Source organism: Brevundimonas nasdae (genome assembly GCF_016654005.1).
Taxonomy (GTDB): domain Bacteria; phylum Pseudomonadota; class Alphaproteobacteria; order Caulobacterales; family Caulobacteraceae; genus Brevundimonas; species Brevundimonas nasdae.
This window is the reverse complement of the sequence record NZ_JAEPWN010000003.1, coordinates 268116-288413: the sequence shown is the minus strand read 5'-3', so window position 1 is coordinate 288413 and position 20298 is coordinate 268116. Positions and strand designations below refer to the sequence as shown.

Below are 20298 nucleotides of genomic sequence, written 5' to 3'. Positions count from 1 at the left end.
ACGCCTGACACTGATTTTCCGAGATTCAATCCATGACTGACCAGACCCCGGCCCCCGCAGCCCCGGCCTACACCGGCCCGCGCCGCATCCTGTCCGGCATCCAAGCCTCCGGCGCCCTGCACCTGGGCAACTACCTCGGCGCGCTGAAGCGTTTCGTCGAGCTTCAGGACCAGGGCGCGCCCGTCTTCGTCTTCGTCGCCGACATGCACGCCATCACCGTCTGGCAGGAACCGGCCAAGCTGGTGACGCAACGCCGCGAGATCGCCGCCGCCTATCTGGCCTCGGGTCTGGATCCCAGGAAGACGATCATCTTCCCGCAGTCAGCCGTGCGCGCCCACGCCGAGCTGGCCTGGATTTTCAACTGCGTCGCCCGCCTCGGCTGGCTGGACCGGATGACCCAGTTCAAGGAGAAGTCGGGCAAGCACAAGGAACGCGCCTCGGTCGGCCTCTACACCTATCCGGTGCTGCAGGCGGCGGACATCCTGCTGTACAAGGCGACCGAAGTGCCGGTCGGCGAAGACCAGAAACAGCATCTGGAGCTGACCCGCGACGTCGCCCAGAAGTTCAACAACGATTTCGGCGTGCCCGGCTTCTTCCCCCTGCCCGATCCCGTCATTCAGGGACCGGCGACACGCGTCATGTCCCTGCGCGACGGTTTGGCGAAAATGTCCAAGTCGGACCCGTCCGACAACAGCCGCATCAATCTGACCGACGACGCGGACACCATCGCCGCCAAGATCAAGAAGGCCAAGACCGACCCCGCGCCCCTGCCCGAGACGCTGGACGAGTTGAACGCGCGCCCCGAGGCCAAGAACCTAGTCGCCATCTACGCCGCCCTGGCAGGCCTGACCCGCGAACAGGTGATCGCCGAGTTCGGCGGTCAGGGCTTCGGCGCCTTCAAGCCGGCCCTGGCTGATCTGGCGGTGTCGTCCATGGCCCCGGTCACGGCCGAAATGCGCCGCCTGTTGAACGACCCGGCCGAGATCGACCGCGTCCTGGCCGACGGCGCCCAGCGCGCCGCCGAGGTCGCCGATCCGGTGATCGAAGAGGTCAAGAAGATCGTCGGCTTCTGGTCGTAACGGTCTGGCGATTTTCGGACGCTGCGTCCGGGCGGGCCGTTCCGCCCGGCGCCGTCACCGGCTAGAGGATCGGTCATGAGCCATCCCCTCGACCGCGCCATCTGGAACGCGCTGAACACGCGCCTGTCGCCATTTGCGACACCGGACTCCAACGCCCGCGCCGCCCGCATCGACCCTGAGGTCGGCGTCTTCCTGGCCTGCGCCGACGACGCGCCGGACAGCATCGCGGCCTTGAGCGAACTGGCGCGCGCCTATCCGGACGCGGGCCTGATCGAGGTCGAGGGAACCGCCATCGCGGACGTCCTTCCGGTCGGTGCAGCCGTCGCCAGCCGCATTCCGCTGGTGCAGATGACCGCCCAGGCCCTGACCGCCAGCAGCCGGTCCGTGACCTATGAAACCCTGACTGAGGCCGACGCCCCGGCCATGCTGGCGCTGGCGACCCTGACCAAGCCCGGCCCGTTCCGCTCGTCCACGCGCAAGCTGGGCCCCTTCATCGGCGTGAAACAGGACGGCGAACTGATCGCCATGGCCGGGCGTCGCCTACGTGTCGATGGTTTCACCGAACTGAGCGGCATCTGCACCCACCCCGATCACCGGGGCAAAGGTCTGGCGGCGGCCCTGTCGCGCGCCGTGGTCGCCGAGATTCTGGCGACCGGCGAGACCGCCTTCCTGCACGCCTTTGCCGATCACGACGCGACGATCGCCTTCTACCGCTCGCTGGGCTTCGAGGTTCGGGCCCGGATGACCTATACGGTTCTGGCGGACTAACAGGAGGACGGCATGGGCGTCTATGAGGCCAAGATTACTTGGGAGCGCGGCGATCAGCCCTTCCTGGACAAGCGCTACAGTCGCGCCCACACTTGGACCTTCGACGGCGGCGCCGTCGTGCCGGGATCGTCAGCGCCCTCCAGCGTGCCCCTGCCGATGTCGGACGACGCCGCCGTCGATCCGGAAGAGGCGATGATCGCCTCCCTGTCCAGCTGCCACATGCTGTGGTTCCTGGCCTTCGCCGCCAACGCCGGTCTGGTGATCGACGCCTATACGGATGAGGCGTCGGGAAAGATGGGCAAGGACGAGAACGGCCGCCGCTATCTGGCCGAGGTCACCTTACGTCCCTACACCAGCTTCAGCGGGCGCGAACCGGATCAGCAGGAGATCGACGCCCTGCACCATCAGGCGCACGACCACTGCGAAATGGCCCATTCGGTGCGGGCCAAAATCAGCATAGAGGCGCGGCTGGGTTAGGCGACCTCCTCCTCGACCAATGAGCGGAAGATGGCGTGCGCCGCCGTCATCCCGTCCGAGGTCGCCAGGGTGATGTTCGACGCCGCCCGCGCCAGATCGCCCGCCGCGAAGACGCCGGGCTGGGTGGTCTGCTGCAGACCGTCCACCTTGATGATCCGGCCCATGGGCGTGTCGGTCATCTCGCAGCCCAGCCGTTCCGCAAACGGACTGGCGACACGGACATTGGCGCCGACGAAGATCGCCTTCAGCGGCATGAACCGCCCATCGGCCAGACGCGCGCCCGTCAGGGTCGGGGCCTCGCCTTCCAGCGCGGCGATGGGCGTCGGCTCGATAGTCACGCCCCGGCGATACAGTTTGTGCGCATCCTCGGGCGACAGCGGATTGGACAGGTCCATGAACAGGGTCACCTGGCCCCATTCGGCGACGGTGATCGCGTACTGAACGGCGTACTCGCCCCGCCCCAGAACACCGATGGGGCCTGCCCCCACCTCATAGCCATGACACCAGGGGCAATGCAGCGCGGTGCGGCCCCAGCGCTCCTTGACGCCCGGAATATCGGCCAGAACATCCTCGACCCCATGCGACAGCAGAAGACGCCGTCCGCGGGTCCGCGTGCCGTCGGCGAAAGCGACCGAGAACCCGCCGTCGATCCGTTCGACCTCAACCGCCTCGGCCATGCGGAAGGAAGCCGTCGGATAGGCCGACACCTGGGCGCGGGCGGCAGCGGCGATCTCGGCGCCGGGCTTGCCGTCATTGGCCAGAAAACCATGGGCGCGGGCGGCGAAACGGTTCCTCGGCCTGCCGTCGTCGATGACCAACACCCGGCGGCGCGCCCGCACCAGCTGCATGGCCGCCGACAGACCGGCGTAGGAGCCCCCGATGATCACGGCGTCGTGGGGCATGGGTTCAGGCTTTCCCGTGGTGGGCATGGAGACGATCTCTTTCAGGATGGGCGGCCATCCGGCGCGAGAAATCCGCCGCCAGATCAGCCAGTGTGATGTCGTTCAGTCGTGCGACCAGCAGGGCGCGCGCTGCCGCGTAGGTTTCGGCCAGTGCGTCATTGACCGCCGCCTCGACCAGACAGCCATCGGCTTCGACCGGCGGGGTTTCGGGAAACAGGCCCGGCTCTCCCAATGCCAGATTGACCTGGCCCAGGGTCACCTGATCCAGCGGCCGCGCCAGACGCCAGCCGCCCCCGTGCCCCTTCTCCGACGCCACCAGCCCCTGTTCGCGCAGTCCCGCCATGGTCCGGCGCACCACGACCGGATTGGTCGACAGGCAGGTCGCCAGCATGTCCGACGTCATGGGCGCGCCGTGACGCGTCTCATGCTCGGCCATGTGCAGCAGGGCGTGAAGGATGTTGGAGAGGCGGCTGTCGCGTTTCATGTAACTTCAATTGTTACGTGACTGTTCGAACGTCAAGGCATGACGCCCAGATTCTTTTTCAGTTGTGGGGCGCCACGTCCGTCAGGAAGGCGCCGAAGCGACGCAGCGCCTCCAGCGTCAGTTCCGGGTCATGGCGCATCGGGCCGTTGTTGGTCGGCTCATCAAAGGCGTGGGTGCCGACGGCGATCCAGCTCTCCACCTCGGCCCCGCAGTTGCGGATCATGGCGTTGACCAGTTCGGCGTTGCGCACCGTGGTCAGGTGGTCGCTCTTGCAGGTGACGGCCAGAACCTTGGGGCAATGCCGCCACGGCTTCATCTTGTTGAAGGCGAACGGCCCGATATAGGGGTACATCAGCCAGACCGCCTTGACCCCCGACAGATCCACGTCGCCGGGATTGGCCACGCCCAGCGTATGGGGCGCGCGATCCGCGCTCATCATCTCCATGATCGACCAGCCGCCGTGGCTCCAGCCGCCCAGGGCCAGTTTGGTCTCATCGACATCGGGCCGGGCCGAAACCCCCTGGATCACCGCCAGCACGTCGCCCGCCCGTTCATTGCCCCGCAGCAGCAGGCCGGTGCAGACCGTGGTCAGGGTGAAGGCCCGGCCCCAGCCGCGCGGGCCGTAGGAATCTACAATGAAGGCCCGCCAGCCCGCCGCCTTGGCCGCCTCGGCATAGCGCGGCAGGTGATCACGCAACCCCCCGCAGCCGTGGAACATCAGCACCGCAGGCCGGGGCCTGTCATCGTCCGGGCCGACGACGGTGATGTGCGGTTCAAGTTTGGCCCAGCGGCTGTTCAGGTCGTCCATGCAGGGATTTACGCCGCGTCTTGCGGACGAAAACCAGCCCCTCTTGAACATTTAGACATATCGATATATCTAATCGCTAGTGAATAGATATATCGAAAAGGAAATGACGATGCGATCCAAGGGGATCTTCACTCACCACCGCCGCCACGAGGGCGGCGAACACCACGGTCACGGCCATTTCGGCCACTTCATGAAGCGCGGCATGCGCGGCGGCGGCTTTGGCCGCGGCTGGGAACGCGGCGAGGGCGATGCACGGGGCCACGGCCGACGCGGCGGCGGCCGCCTGTTCGACCACGGAACCCTGCGCTGGCTGCTGCTGTCGCTGATCGCGGAAAAGCCCAGCCACGGCTATGAGCTGATCAAGGCTGTCGAAACCAAACTGGGCGGCGCCTATTCGCCCAGCCCCGGCGTCATCTACCCCAGCCTGACCCTGCTCGAGGAAATGGGCGCCTTGGTCTCCGTCACCGAGGGCGGCAAGAAACAGTATTCGATCACGGACGCCGGCCGGGTTCTGCTGACCGAGAACGCCGAGGCCATTGCTTCGGTCCAGGCGACGATGGCCAAATTCTCCGCCCACGCCCTGCGTCCGGAAGCCATCCAGACCGCCATCGGGCGGCTGCGCAACACCATTCAAGGCCGTCTGGCAGGTGAAACGGCCCTGACCGAGGCTCAGATCGAAGCCATGGCCGCCATTCTGAATGAGGCTGCAGATCGGATTGAAAAGGCATGACGGACGCTCTGCGCATACCCCGCCGTGTCCGCCACGACCTGAAGTTCCGCGCCCTGAAGGTCGTGTCGATCGAAGATCTGACGCCCAGCCTGCGCCGGATCGTGCTGGGCGGCGACGCCCTGGAAGGCTTCACCTCCCTGGGCTTCGACGACCATGTGAAGCTGTTTCCGCCCAAGCCGGGCAAGCCGCTGGCCCTGCCGACGGTCGGACCTGACGGACCGGTCTTTCCCGAGCCGCGCCCGGCGGCGCGCGACTACACCCCACGCGCCTACAATCCCGCGACAAGACAGCTGACGATTGATTTCGTCACCGGCCACGGCGGTCCGGCGACCGAGTGGGCCGAGATGGCCGGGCCGGGCGCCATCGTCGGGGTCGGCGGCCCGCGCGGCTCGCTGATCGTGCCGACAGCCTTCCAGAATCATCTATTGATTGGCGACGAGACCGCCCTGCCCGCCATCGCCCGGCGGCTGGAGGAGCTGCCTGCAACGGTGCGCGCCCTCGTCATCGTCGAGGTGGATGACGCCGCGTCGAAACTGCCCCTGACCAGCGCCGCCGACCTGACCCTGGTCTGGGTCGAACGCAATGGCCGCCCGCGCGCTCAGGCCGACGCGCTGATCGAGGCCGTGACCCAATCCGCCGCCGCCGTCGATCCGGCCGACGCCTATGTCTGGATCGCCGCAGAATCCCTGGTCGCCAAGGCGCTGCGGGCGCAGGTCGTGGCCATGGGCTTCAACCCCAAGACCATGAAGGCCGCAGGCTACTGGCGCAAAGGCGCGGTCGGGGCCCACGAAGTCATCGAGGACTAGATTCCAATCGACATTCGGTTGCTTCACCCCTCAACTCGTCATTCCGGGGCTGCGCGGAGCGAAGAACCCGGAACCCAGGAGGCGCGCATCCGGCGTCGAATGCATCCAGCGGTGCGATTGTGGCCCTGGGTTCCGGGTTCGCCCTTCGGACGCCCTGGAATGACGATTCTAGGGCGAATGTCGATTGAACCTAGCCAAGTCAAAAATCGGGAAAGAAAGCGTTCAGGCCGCGCGCGACCGCGTCGTGATCCTTAGCGCCTTCTTTCTCCATTGGGTGTCAGTGCCTAAAGACCCGCACGCCGGTGAAGGCCATGGCGATGCCCTTCTCGTCGGCGGCGGCGATCACCTCGGCGTCGCGCATCGAACCGCCCGGCTGGATCACCGCCGTGGCGCCTGCCGCGACCGCTTCCAGCAGGCCGTCGGCGAACGGGAAGAAGGCTTCCGACGCACAAGCCGAACCCTCGGCCAGCGATTGGGTCAGACCCTTGGCCTCACCCGCCTCCTTGGCGCGGATGGCGGCGATGCGGGCGCTATCGCGGCGGTTCATCTGGCCGGCGCCGATGCCCGCCGTCTGACCATCCTTGGCGTAGACGATGGCGTTGGACTTGACGTGCTTGGCCACGGTGAAGGCGAACAGCATGTCCTGGATCTCGGTCGGCGTCGGCTGACGCTTCGTAACGATCTTCAGGTCGCTGGGCTTGATCAGGGACCGGTCGCGCGACTGGACCAGGAAGCCCCCGGCGACCGAACGGAACACCTCGCCCGGACCATGCGGATCGGGCAGGCCGTTGGTGATCAACAGGCGCAGGTTCTTCTTGGCGGCGAAGACGGCCTTGGCCTCGTCGTCGGCGCCTGGCGCGATGACCACTTCGGTGAAGATGCCGGTTATGGCGCGGGCGTCATCGCCGTTCAGCGGACGGTTGACTGCGATCACGCCGCCGAAGGCCGAGACCGCATCGCATTCCAGCGCGCGGGCATAGGCCTCCGACAGATCCTTGCCGACCGCCACGCCGCACGGGTTGGCGTGTTTGACGATGACGACGGCGGGCTGCTCGAACTCGGCGACCAGCTCATAGGCGGCGTCGGCGTCGGCGATGTTGTTGTAGCCCAGCTCCTTGCCCTGCACCTGTTCGGCATAGGCCACGCCCGGACGACGTTCGCCCGTGCGGTAGAAGGCGCCCGTCTGGTGCGGGTTTTCGCCGTAGCGCAGGGTCTGGGCCAGCGAACCGGCGATGGACTTGCGCGCGGGGGCCGCATCTTCGACCTGACCGGCGAACCAGCCCGAGACGGCGGCGTCATAGGCGGCGGTGCGGGCGAAGGCGCGGGCGGCCAGACGCTTGCGCAGGGCCAGATCGGTCGAACCCTCGGCCTTCAGCGCCTCAAGGATCAAGTCGATGGAGACAGCATCCACAGCGACGGCGACATAGCCGTGGTTCTTGGAGCCGGAGCGGATCATGGCCGGGCCGCCGATGTCGATGTTCTCGACCGCCGCCTCGAACGAGCCGCCTGCATCAACCGTTGATTCAAACGGATAGAGGTCGATCCAGACGATGTCGATGGCGCCGATGCCGTGGTCGGTCATGGCCTTGGCGTGGTCGGCGGCGTCGCGCACGCCCAGCAGACCGCCGTGGACGATGGGGTGCAGGGTCTTGACCCGGCCGTCCATCATCTCGGGGAAGCCCGTCAGGTCCGCCACATCCTTGACCGGCAGGCCCAGCTTCTCGATGGCCGCGCGCGTGCCGCCGGTCGAGACCAGTTCGACGCCCAGATCATGCAGGGTGCGGGCCGCATCCTCCAACCCGGCCTTGTCGGACAGTGAGATCAGGGCGCGTTGCGGCTTGACCCGGTCAGGGGCGGGCGGAAAGTCGGGAGCGGCAGGCATGGCGGCGTCCGTGGATGCTGGAGGAGGATGGCGCGGCGTCTAGCACCATCAGCAAGCTACGTCAGCCGCACGAGTCTGCCGAAGCGCCCCTATTTCATCAGTCCAGGTCGAATTCCGCTGTCGCCTGCGTGCAGAAGAAGCCGTGATCGCCTATCCGGATCAGTAGCGCCGGAACCGCGCCGCCTCGTGGAAACGTGACGGAGTGAGGTACGCCCTGGTCGTTCAATTCATTGATAATCAGGTCAGCGATCGCGGGCGGGGCCGTCGCCAACTGATGCACAGGCGAACGTGCGATCTCCAGAAACCACGAGAGCCTGTCGCCGCCGTTCAAGAAATCTGAGGGCGAACGCAACGCAGAGACATCCAGGAGATAATTCTGGACACGTGTGTAAACCGCCAAAGGCATTGGGATCGCGCCATTACAGAAGATCGACACCGTCGATGGCTGAACCCAAGGGAGGTTTGATGTACGCTCAATATGGAACACGTCCAGCGCCTCGTCCCATTCGGGATCGACAAGCTCCGTCAGATCGATCGAACCGCAGGCGACGCCGTGGAACCGGAACCGTATTTCACCTTCGCTTTCCGGACGATCTTCTCTCCACCAAGCCGCACCCTCTAACGACAAGGTCACCACATCGCCGATCAGTTCGAATGAAGTGATACGGCTTGGGTGCATGATCGGCCGCGCCGCCATCAGATCCAACAGATCAATCGTCTGGCGCATCCTGTCAGCTCGGATCGCCGCTCGCGCCCGCCGGGCTCAGCTTCCAGCGGATCTTGGTTTCGCTGTCGGTGCGGGCCGAGCCGCGCACCACGATCTGCAGGGACCGTCGGGTCAGGCCTTCGTCGATATGGACGCTGGGTTCGATGGCGACGTCGGGACCGTCGGTCCTGAACCACCAGCCCCGGCCCGAGGCGCCGCGCAGCAGGATCGAACGGCGGTCGCGGGCCAGCGAGGCCTGCACCCCCGGCTCCAGATGGAAGCGGATGGCGTAGGGGGCGGCGATCTGACGGACGATCTCCTTGCGGCCCGGCGTCGGGAACAGCTTCTCCTCCGCCCGCAGTTCGTCCAGCTTCTGATCCAGATAAAGGCGACGCTGATGGTTCAGGCCGAACAGTTCGGTCCAACCGTCATGCTCCATCTCCAGCCAGACGGCGCCGTCTCCCTGACGCTGTTCAGACACGGAATGGATGGGCGGCCCGACCAGACGCGGGCCCAGAAGCTCGCTCTTCCAGCCGCCCAGCGGTTCGTTCAATGACCGTTCGCCCAGCGTCAGGGTCGAATGGCCCGGCGTCAGGCGCAGCGCCTGTCGATCCGTCGCCGCGGGCGTCCAGCCCGAACCCGTGACCAGACGGTCCTTGCCGCAGGCGATCTCCAGCGCCATCGGCTGGGCGCAGGCGGCAGAGCCCCATGCGCCTTTCGGCGGGGCGGCCGTGTCGGCGATGATGGTCAGCAGCGGGCTGGCGATGCGGGTCAGCCCGCCGACCGTCGCCTCAGCCGGAGCCGAGGCCTCGTCCGGCGTCTGCTCGTCATGGGCTCGGGCGACGGCGACGCGGGCCGCCGTGGACGGTCCACCGCCCTGGAAACCGGCCAGACGCCCGTCCGGCAGGGTCAGGGTGCGCAAACCCTTGGTCAGGCGGGCGATGGCGGAGGTGACGGCCTCGGGCGCCGGTTCGGACAACTGGGCCAGGGCGTCATCCAGCGTCAGCAGGTCCAGCAACAGCTCCAGCCCCGCCTCGGGACTGCGGGTGGCGTGCGATCCGTCCGCCAGAACCGTCGAACCCAGAGCGCCGCTGAGGCCCGACAGGGCGCGGCGGCGCAGGCCCTGACCGACATTGCCCGCCAGCACGCATCCGGCGATGGCGGCGGCGACGCAGCGCTCGGCCCGCGTGGCCAGCCCGCCGGGGGGGCGCAGCAACTGGCGCGTCTGGCGGGCCATACTGTCGGCCAGACGCAGTCGCTCGGCTTCGGTCGCCACGGCGCCCATCTTGCGCGCCGCGCAGGACAGATTGATCACCCGGCGCGGCAGAGTCTCGGTCCCCCAGGCGAAGGGCGACCAGCGGGCGAAGGCGTCCTGCCAGGCCAGGGTCAGCCGCAGGGCCTCGCGGGCGCCGCGCTCCCCTTGCGCCATCAGGCCCGGCAGCCAGGCGAAGGCGTGAAGCTGCACCGCGAACGGACGCGACGGACTGGGCCGGTTCCACGGATCGGCGGGCGGTTCGACCTCCATCGAGGCCCCTGCCAGAATGAAGCGCCCGACCAGCACGCCCTTGCCCGGCGCGGGATCATGCGGGCGGAAGTCGCGGGGCGTGGCGGCGAAGCTGGTCACCTTGCCGCCGCCCAGCGTCAGCCCATAGCCCGGCAGGCCGTACAGCTCGATCCAGACCTGACGCGTCACCAGCCGCCCGGCGATGGCGGGCCACAGGGCGGCGCCGGCCTTGGAATCGCCCGCGCGCACCGGCGTGCGCACAGGCACGCCCGGCAGGCCGGGGATGTGGCCCGTCGACACATCAGGCCCGCCGTCGCGGGGCGCGAAAGGACCCAGCGGGCTCACGCGGCGTCCGGGGCGGCCTTGAGGGCGGCGATGTTGGCCGCATAGTCGCCCTTGAACACGAACGATCCGGCGACCAGCGCGTCGGCGCCCGCCGCCACACAGGCCGCCGCATTGGCCGAGGTCACGCCGCCGTCCACCTGCAGGTGGGCCGAGGATCCGGCCCGGTCCAGAATGGCGCGCGCCGCCCCGATCTTGCGCAGCGAACTGTCGATAAATTTCTGCCCGCCGAAGCCGGGATTGACCGACATGATCAGAACCAGATCAACCAGATCGACCACTTCCTCAAGGATCGACAGGGGCGTGCCCGGATTGAACACCAGCCCGGCCTTGGCGCCCAGCTGGCGGATGCGCCCCAGGGTGCGGTGGACATGCGGGCCGCTTTCGGGGTGGACCGACAGCACGTCGGCGCCCGCCTCACGGAAGGCCTCCAGCCACGGATCGACGGGCGCGACCATCAGATGCACGTCGAACGGCAGGCTGGTGTGGGGCCGCAGCGACTTCATGATGTCGGGGCCCAGGGTGATGTTGGGCACGAAATGGCCGTCCATCACATCGACATGAACCCAGTCGGCGCCCGCCGCCTCCAGCGCACGGACTTCTTCACCCAGCCGCGAAAAATCGCTGGCGAGGATGGACGGACAGATCAGGGGAGTAACGGCCATGACCTTCGGATAAGGCGGGTTGCGGGCGGGAGCAAGGCGCTCCCTGTCAGGAAACCCGCTCCAGCTTCGCGGCGAAGAAGCCGTCCAGCCCGCCGTGTTCGGCCCACATGGACGGCAGGATGCGCAGCCAGCCCTCTGGCGTCAGGGCTTCGGCCGGCGCGCCAAGGGCGGCGGGATCGGCTGCGACCGTGCGGAAAGCGGGGTTGCGGCGCAGGAAGGCGATGATCTGGGTCTCGCCCTCCTCGCGCTCCAGCGAGCAGGTGCAATAGACCAGACGCCCGCCCGGCTTCACCCGTTCGGCGGCGGCGTCCAGCAGGCGGTGCTGCACATCGGCCAGCTTGGCGACCTCGGCGGGCTTGGTGGCGCGCAGGACTTCCGGGTTGCGGCGGAAGGTGCCGGTGGCGGTGCAGGGTGCGTCCAGCAGGACGGCGTCGAAGGTGCGGGCGTCCTCCCAATCCTCGGCCGGGATGGCGACGACCTCAGCCGTCAGGCCGGTGCGTTCCAGATTCTGGGTCAGGCGCTTCAGGCGCGGGGCCGAACGGTCCAGGGCGACCACCTGACCACCGGCGGCGGCCAGCTGCAGGGTCTTGCCGCCGGGCGCGGCGCACATGTCCAGCACGGTCTCGCCCGGTTTCACGTGAAGCAGGCGGCCCGGCACGGCGGCGGCGGCGTCCTGCACCCACCAGTCGCCGTCCTCGAAGGTCGGCCAGGACGCGACATCCCCTCGACGGCCCGTGCGGACCGTGCCGCCCGGCAGGACTTCGCCCTCGACCGCATCGGCGATGGCGGCCGGATCGACGCCGGGCTTCAAGCTGAGATCGGTCGCGGGCTCCTCGCGCGCGGCCAGGGCCAGACCGGTCAGGGCCGTCTCTCCATAGGTCGCCTTCCAGCGAGCGGCGATCCAGTCGGGCAGATTGCTCTCGGCCGTGGTCAGGCCGGGGCCTTCGCGACCGATGCCGCGCAGCACCGCGTTGACCAGGTTCTTGTAGGGCCGGGTCTTGGGATCGCGCTCGGCCAGTTTCACGGCTGTGGAGACGGCGGCGAAGGCGGGCGTCTCCAGCACCAGGGTCTGAGCCAGGGCCACGCGCATCAGGGTGCGCACAGCCTCAGGCGGGGACTTCTTCAGGCGGCGGTCCAGAATCTGGTCGATCTCGCCCAGGCGGCGCAGGGCCGCCATGGCCACGGCGCGGGCGAAGGCGCGGTCCACCGGCTCCAGCGCGCGGGCGGCGGGTTGCGACAGGGCCTCATCCAGACCGTTGCGTTTCTCCAGCGCGGCGTTCAGCAGGATGCCGGCGACGACCCGGGCCTCGACGCCGATGTCGTCCTGAGACGGAGCGGCAGCGTCCACGACGGCGGCGGGACGCGGGCGTCCCTTGGTGGCCATGCGACGGCCGCGCGCCTGGGAGCTTTGTCCGCCCCGTGCATCATTACTCATACAGCCACCTGCGCGCCCAGCTCGACCACACGGCCGGGCGGGATATGGAAGAAGTCAGTCGGATTGGCCGCATTGCGCATCAGGAAGATGAACAACCGGTCCTGCCACAGGGGCATGCCCTGCCGCGCCGAAGGGATCAAGGAACGCCGTCCCAGGAAGAAGCTGGTCGACATGATGTCGAACTTCAGCCCCTGCTTGCGGCACAGGCCAAGCGCACGCGGCACGTTCGGCGTCTCCATGAAGCCGTAGGTGACGGTCAGCTTTTTGAAGTCGTCATTGATCGGCTCCATCTTGACCCGGTCGGAATCCTTTACGCGCGGGCGTTCCGAAGTGCGCACGGTCAGGATGACGTTCTTCTCGTGCAGCACCTTGTTGTGCTTGAGATTGTGCATCAGGGCGACCGGGGCGACGTCAGGGTCCGAGGTCAGGAAGATGGCGGTGCCGGGCGCGCGATGCGGCGGCCGGGCGTGCAGCATCTCGATCAGGTCGGCCAGCGGCAGACTGTCCTTGCGCGTCTTGGTCGTCAGGATCTGGGTGCCGCGCACCCAGGTCCACATGATCACGATCAGGATGGCGCCCAGCACCAGCGGCATCCAGGCCCCGTCAGGGATCTTCAGCAGGTTGGAGGTCAGGAAGACGCTGTCGATGAAGGCGAACGGGATAAGCGTGCCCGCCACCGCCCACATGGGCCATTTCCAGCCCTTGCGGATCACCGAATAGGCCATCAGCGTATTGACCAGCATGGTGCCCGTCACCGCCACGCCATAGGCTGCGGTCAGGTTATGCGAGCTCTGGAACACGACCAGCAGGGTCAGAACCCCGATCATCAGGAAGGTGTTGACCGCCGGGACATAGATCTGTCCGGCCTGAGTCTCTGAAGTGTTGCGGATGTCGATGCGCGGCAACAGGCCGAGTTGCACCGCCTGTTGGGTCACCGAGAAGGCACCGGTGATCACGGCCTGCGAGGCCACGACGGTCGCCACCGTCGCCAGGATCAGCATGGGCCAGTAGGCGAAGCCCGGAACCATGTTCCAGAACGGATTGCTGGCGGCGCTGGGGTTGTCCAGGATGAAGGCGCCCTGCCCCAGATAGTTCAGGGTCAGGCACGGCAGGGCGAAATAGAGCCAGCCCGCGCGGATCGGCGCCTTTCCGAAATGGCCCATGTCGGCATACAGGGCCTCGGCCCCCGTCACCGCCAGAAACACGCTGCCCAGGATGATGAAGCCCAGGAAGCCGTCGTGCAGCAGCAGGCTGACGCCATAGTACGGCGACAGGGCGCGCAGGATCGACGGGTCATCGCCGATGTGCAGCAGGCCAAGCGCCCCCAGGCTCAGGAACCAGACGGCCATGATCGGCCCGAAATATTTGGCCAGACGGGCCGTGCCGCGCGACTGGGCCATGAACAGGACGATCAGGATGCCCGCCGAAATCGGCACGATGAAGGGGTCCAGCTTGCCCGACAGGCCCGGCGCGTCCTGCAGGCCCTCGACCGCCGACAGAACGGAGATGGCCGGGGTGATGATCCCGTCGCCATAGAACAGGGCCGCGCCGCAGACGCCCAGGATGAAGATCCAGGCGCTGCGCCGTCCGACCGCGAACTGGGCCAGGGCCATCAGCGACAGGGTGCCGCCCTCGCCCTTGTTGTCGGCGCGCATCAGGAAGAAGACGTATTTGAACGTCACCACCACCATCAGCGCCCAGAAGGCCAGCGACACCACGCCGACGATCGCCAGGTCGCCGCCCACGCCCTTCTGGGCATGGCCGATGGCCTCGCGCAGCGCATACAGGGGGCTGGTGCCGATATCGCCGAACACCACGCCGATCGCACCCAGCGTCAGAGCCATGAAGCCAGTACGTTTGGCTGTCAGACCGCCGGGGGCGTGGGACTCGTGTCCCGTGGGGTGTTTGGCGTTTTCCGGCGTGTTCGATGCGGGCTGGGGAGCACCTGCATCGTGGGGAGCATCCCCGGCCATGTGTATCCTCCGGGCGTGCGACGACAGGTCGAGCCCTTCAAAGCGGCGAGCCTTTAGGCCTAATCCGCGTACGCTTCAATCGTGCCCTTTCGGATTCAATTTCACTGTTCCGCGCGCCGATTTGTGATTCGGGCCCGGAGCGCCTATTTTCAATGCTGGAAAAGATCATGTCAGACAGCCAGCGTTTCCCCGTCGCCGCCCACGTCCTCGCCTATATGGCGCACAAGGACGCCTATGGCCCTGCGCAAGCCGCGCCCAGCGCCCTGCTGGCGTCGTCCGTCCCGACCAATCCGGTTGTGGTGCGCCGCGTCACCGCCCTGCTGGCCAAGGCGGGCCTGATCGCGACGCGTCCGGGCGCGACCGGCGGCTCGTGGCTGCTGCGCCGCCCTGAGGACATCCGGCTGGATGAGGTGCTGCGCGCCGTCAACGGCTGCGCCCATCTGGGTTCGACGCCTGCGGGCGCCAAGGGCTGTCCCGTCGGCGAACATATTCCGCGCCAGGTGGCCAAGGCCCTGACCGCCGCCGATCAGGCCGCATCCGAAGCCCTGTCCAAGATCACCATCGCCGATCTGCTGGACAAGGACCCGGCGTCCCTGGCCGCCTTCGCCCCGCACAAGTCCTGCCCGCTGGCCGCCTGAACCGGGTGTCGCGTACGGTTCTCATCACCGGGGCGTCCGCAGGCATAGGCGCGGCGCTGGCGCGAACATACGCCGCCCAGGGCTGGAACCTGATCCTGACGGCCCGGCGTGAAGGCCCGCTTCAGGCCCTGGCCGACGAACTGGCGGCCGCCCATCCGGTGAGCGCGACGGTCATTTGCGAAGACTTGTCCGATCCCGCAGCGCCTGAGCGACTGGTCGCCGCCATCGCGGCAAGGAGCGTGAGCGTCGACGGTCTGGTCAACAACGCCGGTTTCAGCCGGGTCACGGGCTTTCTCGCCACCGACCTGACCGCGCACCGGGCCATGATCCAGGTCATGCTGACCGCGCCGATCGAACTGTCGCGCCTGTTGCTGCCGGGCATGGTCGAGCGTGGCTTCGGGCGCGTCCTGAACGTGGCGTCTCTGGCGGGCCAGATGCCTGCGACGGGCGGCGACACTCTTTACGGGCCGATCAAAAGCTTCCTGATCAAGGCCTCACAGGGCCTGCATCTTGAGACGCGCGGAACCGGCGTCCACGTCACCGTGCTGAACCCGGGCTACACCCTGACCGAGTTCCATGACGTCAACGGCTCGCGCGATCAGGTGTCCAAGGCCTATCCGGCCTGGATGTGGATGGACGCTGGCCGTGTGGCCCGGATCGGCTATCAGGCCTGCGAGGCCAACCGCCCCAGCGTCACGCCGGGCGTCATGAACAATGTCATGGCCGGTCTGGCGCGCTTCCTGCCCGACAGCATGGCCCTGAACATGGTCGCCAACCACGCCAGACGGCTGGACCGAATCTAAGGCCCTATCCAGCCGCCGGATAGGGCGTGGTCACCGCGCCCGAGATCATGCCGGGAATGGCCTCGCCCAGACCCAGCAGTATGAACTGGATCGCCAGCGCACACAGGATCAGGCCCAGAACCTTGACGATGATCGCCATTCCGACCTCGCCCAGCAGGCGGCTCAGCGAGCCGGTCAGGGCGAAACAGACGAAGGAGACGGCGCAGGCGGCGGCGATGGCCGCCAGAGAGCCCATGGTTCCGGCATAGCCCAGCTTGGCCGCCTCGCCCGCCTGGATGATGACCGCCGAGATGGCGCCCGGCCCGATCATCAGCGGAATGGCGAAGGGCACGACCAGACGCTGGAACCGCCGACGGGCATAGCCGCGCACATCCTTGGCGTCGGTGAGGGCGTCCTTGTCGGCGAACATGGCCAGGAAGTCGCCGCGCGCCATGTCCAGACCCAGGAACAGCAGCAGGATGCCCCCCGCGATGCGGAAGGCCGCCAGCGAAATGCCGAAGAACTGCAGCAGGCCCAGGCCCGTGAACAGGAAGAAGGCCAGGAAGATGGCCGCAAAGGCGCAGATCAGCGCCGAGACCGAAATCCGCTGGCGCAGCGTGGCCCCCGCCGTCGCGGCGGCGAAGATCGGCAGATTGCCGATCGGATCCAGCAGAGCAAACAGGGTCACGAACAGGTTGACACCCAGATCGACCGCGTTCATCGCCTCACCTCGCCCATTAATCGTTACGCCGCTCCGCCGACGCACCCCAAGTGTTCCGGCATAGCCGCTCAGCGCGAGTCCGTCGATGACCCAACCCAATCGCAAGCCCGATGAACGGATCATCTGCGCGCTGGACGTGCCGACGACAGCCCAGGCTGTGGCCCTGGTCAGCCAGATTCAGGATGCGGTCGGCTTCTACAAGATCGGCCTGCAGCTGTTCGCCACGGGCGGCATGGAATTGGCCCGCGACCTGAAGGCCGAGGGCTGCAAGGTCTTCCTAGACTGGAAGCTGCACGACATCGGCGCGACGGTCGAGAAGGCGGCGGCCAGTCTGGCCGATGCGGGATGCGACCTGCTGACCGTCCATGCCCGGCCCCAGGTCATGGCGGCGGCGGCGCGCGGCGTGGCGGGCTCGAACCTGAAGGTTCTGGGCGTCACCGTCCTGACCAGCCTGACGGCGGATGATCTGGCCGCCGACGACCATAGCCTGTCCCCCGCCGAACTGGTGGAGCTGCGCGTACGCCAGGCGCTGGAGGCCGGGATCGACGGCGTCGTCTCCAGCCCCCACGAGGCGGCGCGGGTAAAGGAAATCGCGACCCTGGCGGGCCGCGATGACTTTCTTATCGTGACCCCCGGCGTGCGCCCCTCGGGCGCGGCGCTGGATGATCAGGCGCGGGCCGCCACGCCGGAGACGGCGCTTCTGGCGGGGGCGACCCATCTGGTGATCGGCCGCCCGATCACGGCGGCGGCCGATCCGCGCGCGGCGGCCCTGGCGGTCGCCGAGAGCATTGCGCTGATCTGATCGATCAGCCGCGTTCGCCCGGCTCCTGGGCATAGCCGTGGCGTGGGCGCGGAGCCTGCGGCGCGACATGGTCCGGCGGCGGCAGGTCGCCGTAATAGCCCTGCGGCTCCTGGTGCTGATACTGGGGCGGCGCCGTGTTCACCTGCGGCGGGGCCACATAGATCTGCGAAGGGGCGACATTGACGTCCGACGACTGCACATAGACCGGGGCCTGACCGACATAGGTCGGCGGGGCCACGTCCACCTGCGGCGGGGCCAGGTTCACGCGACCGGGCGCGACCTGAACCCGTTGCGGACCGACATTGACGTCTGACGACTGCACATAGACCGGCGCCTGGTCGACATAGACCGGCGGGGCCACATCCACCTGCGGGGCGGACAGGTTCACGCGGCCGGGCGCGACCTGGACCCGTTGCGGGCCGACGTTGACGTCAGGCGACTGCACATAGACCGGGGCCTGATCGACAAAGACCGGCGGCGCCACATCGACCTGAGGCGCGGACAGGTTCACGCGGCCACCTGCGACCTGAACCCGCTGCGGACCGATATTGACCGACGGAGCCTGAATATAGATCGGCGGCTGTTCGATATAGGCGGGCGGGGCCATCTCGATCTGCGGCGGGGCGAAGTTCACCTGCGACGGCGCCACATAGATGCGTTGCGGCGCGACCTGAACCGGCGCGGCCTGCACATAACGGTCAGGATAGGGCGCAGGGCGCGGGCCGCAGTTGCAGTCGACCGGGCGCTGCGGGGCGTAGGGACGCCAGCCGATGTAGTCGCGGCCCAGGCCATAGACCGGATAGCCCATCGGCGCGCTGACCGGAGCCGGTCCGACGAAGTTCACCGGCGCGGACACATAGTTGGCGCCGCCGCCCCAATAGCCGTCGGAATATCCGCCGCCGCCCGAATAGACGGTTCCGCCGCCGACATAGCCGCGCTGGAAGCTGGAGGTGTTGGAATAGCCGCGGACATTGATCGCCGAATAGCTGCGCGAATAGTTGCTCGCAGCATTGTGGTTCACATTGACGTTGTGATTGGCGTTGTAGTTGCGGTTGTAGTTGCCGCCGCCGTGGTGACCGCCGCCGCAGCCGCCGCCGCAACCGCCGCCTCCTCCGCCAGGGCCGCCGGCCAGGGCAGGCGCGGCTGAGAGCAATAGCGCCGCCGACGCGGCCATGATCATAGACTGTATCGTCACGGGACAGACTCCTCTGAGTTGTCCCCTCACTGGCAAGACCGGCGCCTGTCGGTCATCTTTTGTTAGGATTTGGCCGCCGCAGCGGTCTTTTCAACATCCGGCCTCAAAAATCGACCGCCAGACCCTTCTTCTCCCAGTCGCCGTAGCGCGTGGGCTCCGGCCCGGTCGGCCCGCCGTATTCGGGATCAGACTGCAGGGCCGTCTCAGCCGCGCGCCGCTCCGCCGCCTCCAGCAAGGCCTGGCGCGCGACATCGCTCAGCGGACGCTCAGGCGTGGCGTGCGGCACATCGGCGTTGAATGCCGCTGCCGGTTCGATATCGGCCTCTGTCGAGGCGGCGTGGGGGGCGTGATCTTCGGTCACAGGGCGGCTCTCTTGAGGGCTGGGCATCGTGAGATCAAATAGGCGATGCAATGAACCATCTGAAGACCTTCATTCTCCTGGCCGTCATGACCGCCCTGTTTATGGGGATCGGTTACCTGATCGGCGGCCCGACCGGCATGGGCGTCGCCCTGCTGTTCGCGGGGGGCATGAACCTGTTCAGCTACTGGAACGCCGACAAGATCGTGCTGAAAATGTACAAGGCCCAGCCGGTGGACGAGCAGCATCCCAATGCCGTCGTCAGGAACTATGTCGCTGATGTGCGCCAGATGGCCAATGACGCCGGAATGCCCCAGCCCCAGGTCGCCATCATCCCCAGCGACCAGCCCAACGCCTTCGCCACCGGCCGCAACCCTCAGAACGCCGCCGTCTGCGCCACTACCGGCCTGCTGGACATGCTGACGCGTGAAGAGGTGCGCGGCGTGATGGCCCACGAACTGGCCCATGTGAAGAACCGCGACACCCTGACCATGACGGTGACGGCGACCATCGCGGGCGCCATCGCGGCCCTGGCCAACTTCGCCCTGTTCTTTGGGGGCAACGACCGTGAGCGTCCGGGCGGCATGATCGGGACCCTGGCCCTGATGATCCTGGCGCCCATGGCGGCGGGTCTGGTGCAGATGGCCATCAGCCGCAGCCGCGAATATGAGGCCGACCGCGTCGGCGCAGAGATCGCGGGCGATCCGCAGGCCCTGGCCTCGGCGCTTCAGAAGATCGAGGCCTACGCCAAGCGGATCCACAATCCGACGGCGGAACGCAATCCGGCCTCGGGCCAGCTGTTCATCATCAACCCGCTGGCGGGACGCGGCGCGGACAATCTGTTCTCGACCCACCCGGCGACCGGCAACCGGGTGCGCGCCCTGATGGAGCTGGGCGCCAAGATGGGGATGCGGCCCCGCGCAACCCAGCCTGCGCCGGAGCCGATCCAGCCGCGCCCTGCCGCCGGGTTCGCGACGGGCGTGCCGACCACGCCCCCGTCATCCACATCTCGCAAGGGGCCGTGGGGCTGACGCCAAACTTGGCGCTGGGAACCTATCTCCCGACTCGTCATTCCGGCGGTGAGCGAAGCGAAGAACCCGGGACCCAGGGCCGCATTCGCTCGGCTGGACGCATTCGACACCGGATGCACGCCTTCTGTGTTCCGGGTTCGTCCTTCGGACGCCCCGGAATGACGGCTCTGCACGGGTGCTTATCGGCTCTGGATTTAAGCTCGCAACAGA

The 20298-nt window shown here is 67.5% G+C and carries 21 protein-coding genes; 9 read left to right on the top strand and 12 right to left on the bottom strand.

Features of this window, described 5'->3' with window-relative positions:
* The first annotated feature begins 32 nt into the window (after positions 1-32).
* From trpS to JKF87_RS07045, 3 genes are all read left to right on the top strand, one after another.
* Positions 33-1079, top strand: a complete 1047-nt coding sequence (gene trpS / locus JKF87_RS07055; protein ID WP_201098720.1) for a tryptophan--tRNA ligase — start codon at positions 33-35, stop codon at positions 1077-1079.
* Between the two features lie 75 nt (positions 1080-1154).
* Entirely contained in the window at positions 1155-1847 is a 693-nt protein-coding gene (locus tag JKF87_RS07050) for a GNAT family N-acetyltransferase (RefSeq protein ID WP_201098717.1), read from the top strand.
* Positions 1848-1859: 12 nt separating this feature from the next.
* Positions 1860-2324: an OsmC family protein gene (locus tag JKF87_RS07045; protein ID WP_201098716.1), complete on the top strand. Its 465-nt coding sequence runs from the start codon at positions 1860-1862 to the stop codon at positions 2322-2324.
* On the opposite strand, the gene JKF87_RS07040 is transcribed toward JKF87_RS07045, so the two are convergent.
* The 3 genes from JKF87_RS07040 to JKF87_RS07030 are packed head-to-tail and all read right to left on the bottom strand — an operon-like array spanning position 2321 to position 4518.
* Positions 2321-3253, bottom strand: a complete 933-nt coding sequence (locus JKF87_RS07040) for an NAD(P)/FAD-dependent oxidoreductase (RefSeq protein WP_236261175.1) — start codon at positions 3251-3253, stop codon at positions 2321-2323. The genes JKF87_RS07045 and JKF87_RS07040 overlap by 4 nt on opposite strands.
* Positions 3231-3710, bottom strand: coding sequence for an Rrf2 family transcriptional regulator (locus JKF87_RS07035; RefSeq protein ID WP_201098714.1), 480 nt, complete (start codon positions 3708-3710; stop codon positions 3231-3233). The genes JKF87_RS07040 and JKF87_RS07035 overlap by 23 nt, the downstream gene beginning before the upstream one ends.
* Positions 3711-3768: 58 nt before the next feature.
* Positions 3769-4518 (bottom strand): dienelactone hydrolase family protein, encoded by a 750-nt coding sequence (locus JKF87_RS07030; RefSeq protein WP_201098712.1) that lies wholly within the window; start codon positions 4516-4518, stop codon positions 3769-3771.
* A 109-nt stretch (positions 4519-4627) separates the two neighbouring features.
* Between JKF87_RS07030 and JKF87_RS07025 the strand changes: the two genes are divergently transcribed.
* Positions 4628-5248: a PadR family transcriptional regulator gene (locus tag JKF87_RS07025; RefSeq protein WP_201098711.1), complete on the top strand. Its 621-nt coding sequence runs from the start codon at positions 4628-4630 to the stop codon at positions 5246-5248.
* Positions 5245-6054 carry a siderophore-interacting protein gene (locus JKF87_RS07020; protein WP_201098709.1) on the top strand — a complete coding sequence of 270 codons (810 nt, stop codon included), beginning with the start codon at positions 5245-5247 and terminating at the stop codon, positions 6052-6054. Before JKF87_RS07025 ends, JKF87_RS07020 begins: the two co-directional genes overlap by 4 nt.
* Positions 6055-6331: 277 nt before the next feature.
* Here the strand turns inward: JKF87_RS07020 and purH are convergent, their stop codons facing one another.
* The 6 genes from purH to JKF87_RS06990 all read right to left on the bottom strand — a co-directional run bounded on the left by purH (position 6332) and on the right by JKF87_RS06990 (position 14561).
* Positions 6332-7936: a bifunctional phosphoribosylaminoimidazolecarboxamide formyltransferase/IMP cyclohydrolase gene (gene purH / locus JKF87_RS07015; RefSeq protein ID WP_201098706.1), complete on the bottom strand. Its 1605-nt coding sequence runs from the start codon at positions 7934-7936 to the stop codon at positions 6332-6334.
* A gap of 97 nt (positions 7937-8033) precedes the next feature.
* Positions 8034-8663: a hypothetical protein gene (locus tag JKF87_RS07010; protein ID WP_201098704.1), complete on the bottom strand. Its 630-nt coding sequence runs from the start codon at positions 8661-8663 to the stop codon at positions 8034-8036.
* Between the two features lie 4 nt (positions 8664-8667).
* Positions 8668-10491 (bottom strand): heparinase II/III family protein, encoded by a 1824-nt coding sequence (locus JKF87_RS07005; RefSeq protein ID WP_201098702.1) that lies wholly within the window; start codon positions 10489-10491, stop codon positions 8668-8670.
* On the bottom strand, positions 10488-11153 hold the full coding sequence (rpe, locus tag JKF87_RS07000) for a ribulose-phosphate 3-epimerase (protein ID WP_201098700.1): 666 nt from the start codon (positions 11151-11153) through the stop codon (positions 10488-10490). Before rpe ends, JKF87_RS07005 begins: the two co-directional genes overlap by 4 nt.
* A 46-nt stretch (positions 11154-11199) precedes the next feature.
* The gene (locus tag JKF87_RS06995; RefSeq protein WP_370874301.1) at positions 11200-12588 is read right to left on the bottom strand and encodes an RsmB/NOP family class I SAM-dependent RNA methyltransferase; all 1389 of its coding nucleotides are present in this window, start codon (positions 12586-12588) and stop codon (positions 11200-11202) included.
* Complete coding sequence (locus tag JKF87_RS06990) at positions 12585-14561, bottom strand: potassium transporter Kup (RefSeq protein WP_201098698.1); 1977 nt, start codon at positions 14559-14561, stop codon at positions 12585-12587. The genes JKF87_RS06995 and JKF87_RS06990 overlap by 4 nt, the downstream gene beginning before the upstream one ends.
* A gap of 167 nt (positions 14562-14728) precedes the next feature.
* Here JKF87_RS06990 and JKF87_RS06985 point away from each other — a divergent pair, with 167 nt between their 5' ends.
* Together JKF87_RS06985 and JKF87_RS06980 are read left to right on the top strand one after the other, a co-directional pair.
* Positions 14729-15199, top strand: a complete 471-nt coding sequence (locus tag JKF87_RS06985; RefSeq protein ID WP_201098696.1) for an Rrf2 family transcriptional regulator — start codon at positions 14729-14731, stop codon at positions 15197-15199.
* 5 nt (positions 15200-15204) lie between these two features.
* Positions 15205-16002: an SDR family NAD(P)-dependent oxidoreductase gene (locus tag JKF87_RS06980; RefSeq protein ID WP_201098694.1), complete on the top strand. Its 798-nt coding sequence runs from the start codon at positions 15205-15207 to the stop codon at positions 16000-16002.
* A gap of 4 nt (positions 16003-16006) precedes the next feature.
* Here the strand turns inward: JKF87_RS06980 and JKF87_RS06975 are convergent, their stop codons facing one another.
* The gene (locus JKF87_RS06975) at positions 16007-16702 is read right to left on the bottom strand and encodes a MarC family protein (RefSeq protein ID WP_201098692.1); all 696 of its coding nucleotides are present in this window, start codon (positions 16700-16702) and stop codon (positions 16007-16009) included.
* Positions 16703-16787: 85 nt separating this feature from the next.
* Between JKF87_RS06975 and pyrF the strand changes: the two genes are divergently transcribed.
* Positions 16788-17504 carry an orotidine-5'-phosphate decarboxylase gene (gene pyrF, locus JKF87_RS06970; protein ID WP_201098690.1) on the top strand — a complete coding sequence of 239 codons (717 nt, stop codon included), beginning with the start codon at positions 16788-16790 and terminating at the stop codon, positions 17502-17504.
* Between the two features lie 4 nt (positions 17505-17508).
* On the opposite strand, the gene JKF87_RS06965 is transcribed toward pyrF, so the two are convergent.
* Together JKF87_RS06965 and JKF87_RS06960 are read right to left on the bottom strand one after the other, a co-directional pair.
* Entirely contained in the window at positions 17509-18699 is a 1191-nt protein-coding gene (locus JKF87_RS06965; protein WP_201098688.1) for a hypothetical protein, read from the bottom strand.
* A 103-nt stretch (positions 18700-18802) separates the two neighbouring features.
* The gene (locus tag JKF87_RS06960; RefSeq protein ID WP_370874302.1) at positions 18803-19060 is read right to left on the bottom strand and encodes a DUF1674 domain-containing protein; all 258 of its coding nucleotides are present in this window, start codon (positions 19058-19060) and stop codon (positions 18803-18805) included.
* Positions 19061-19110: 50 nt separating this feature from the next.
* On the opposite strand from JKF87_RS06960, the gene htpX reads away from it, so the two are divergent.
* On the top strand, positions 19111-20088 hold the full coding sequence (gene htpX / locus JKF87_RS06955) for a zinc metalloprotease HtpX (protein WP_201098684.1): 978 nt from the start codon (positions 19111-19113) through the stop codon (positions 20086-20088).
* Positions 20089-20298 lie beyond the last annotated feature (210 nt).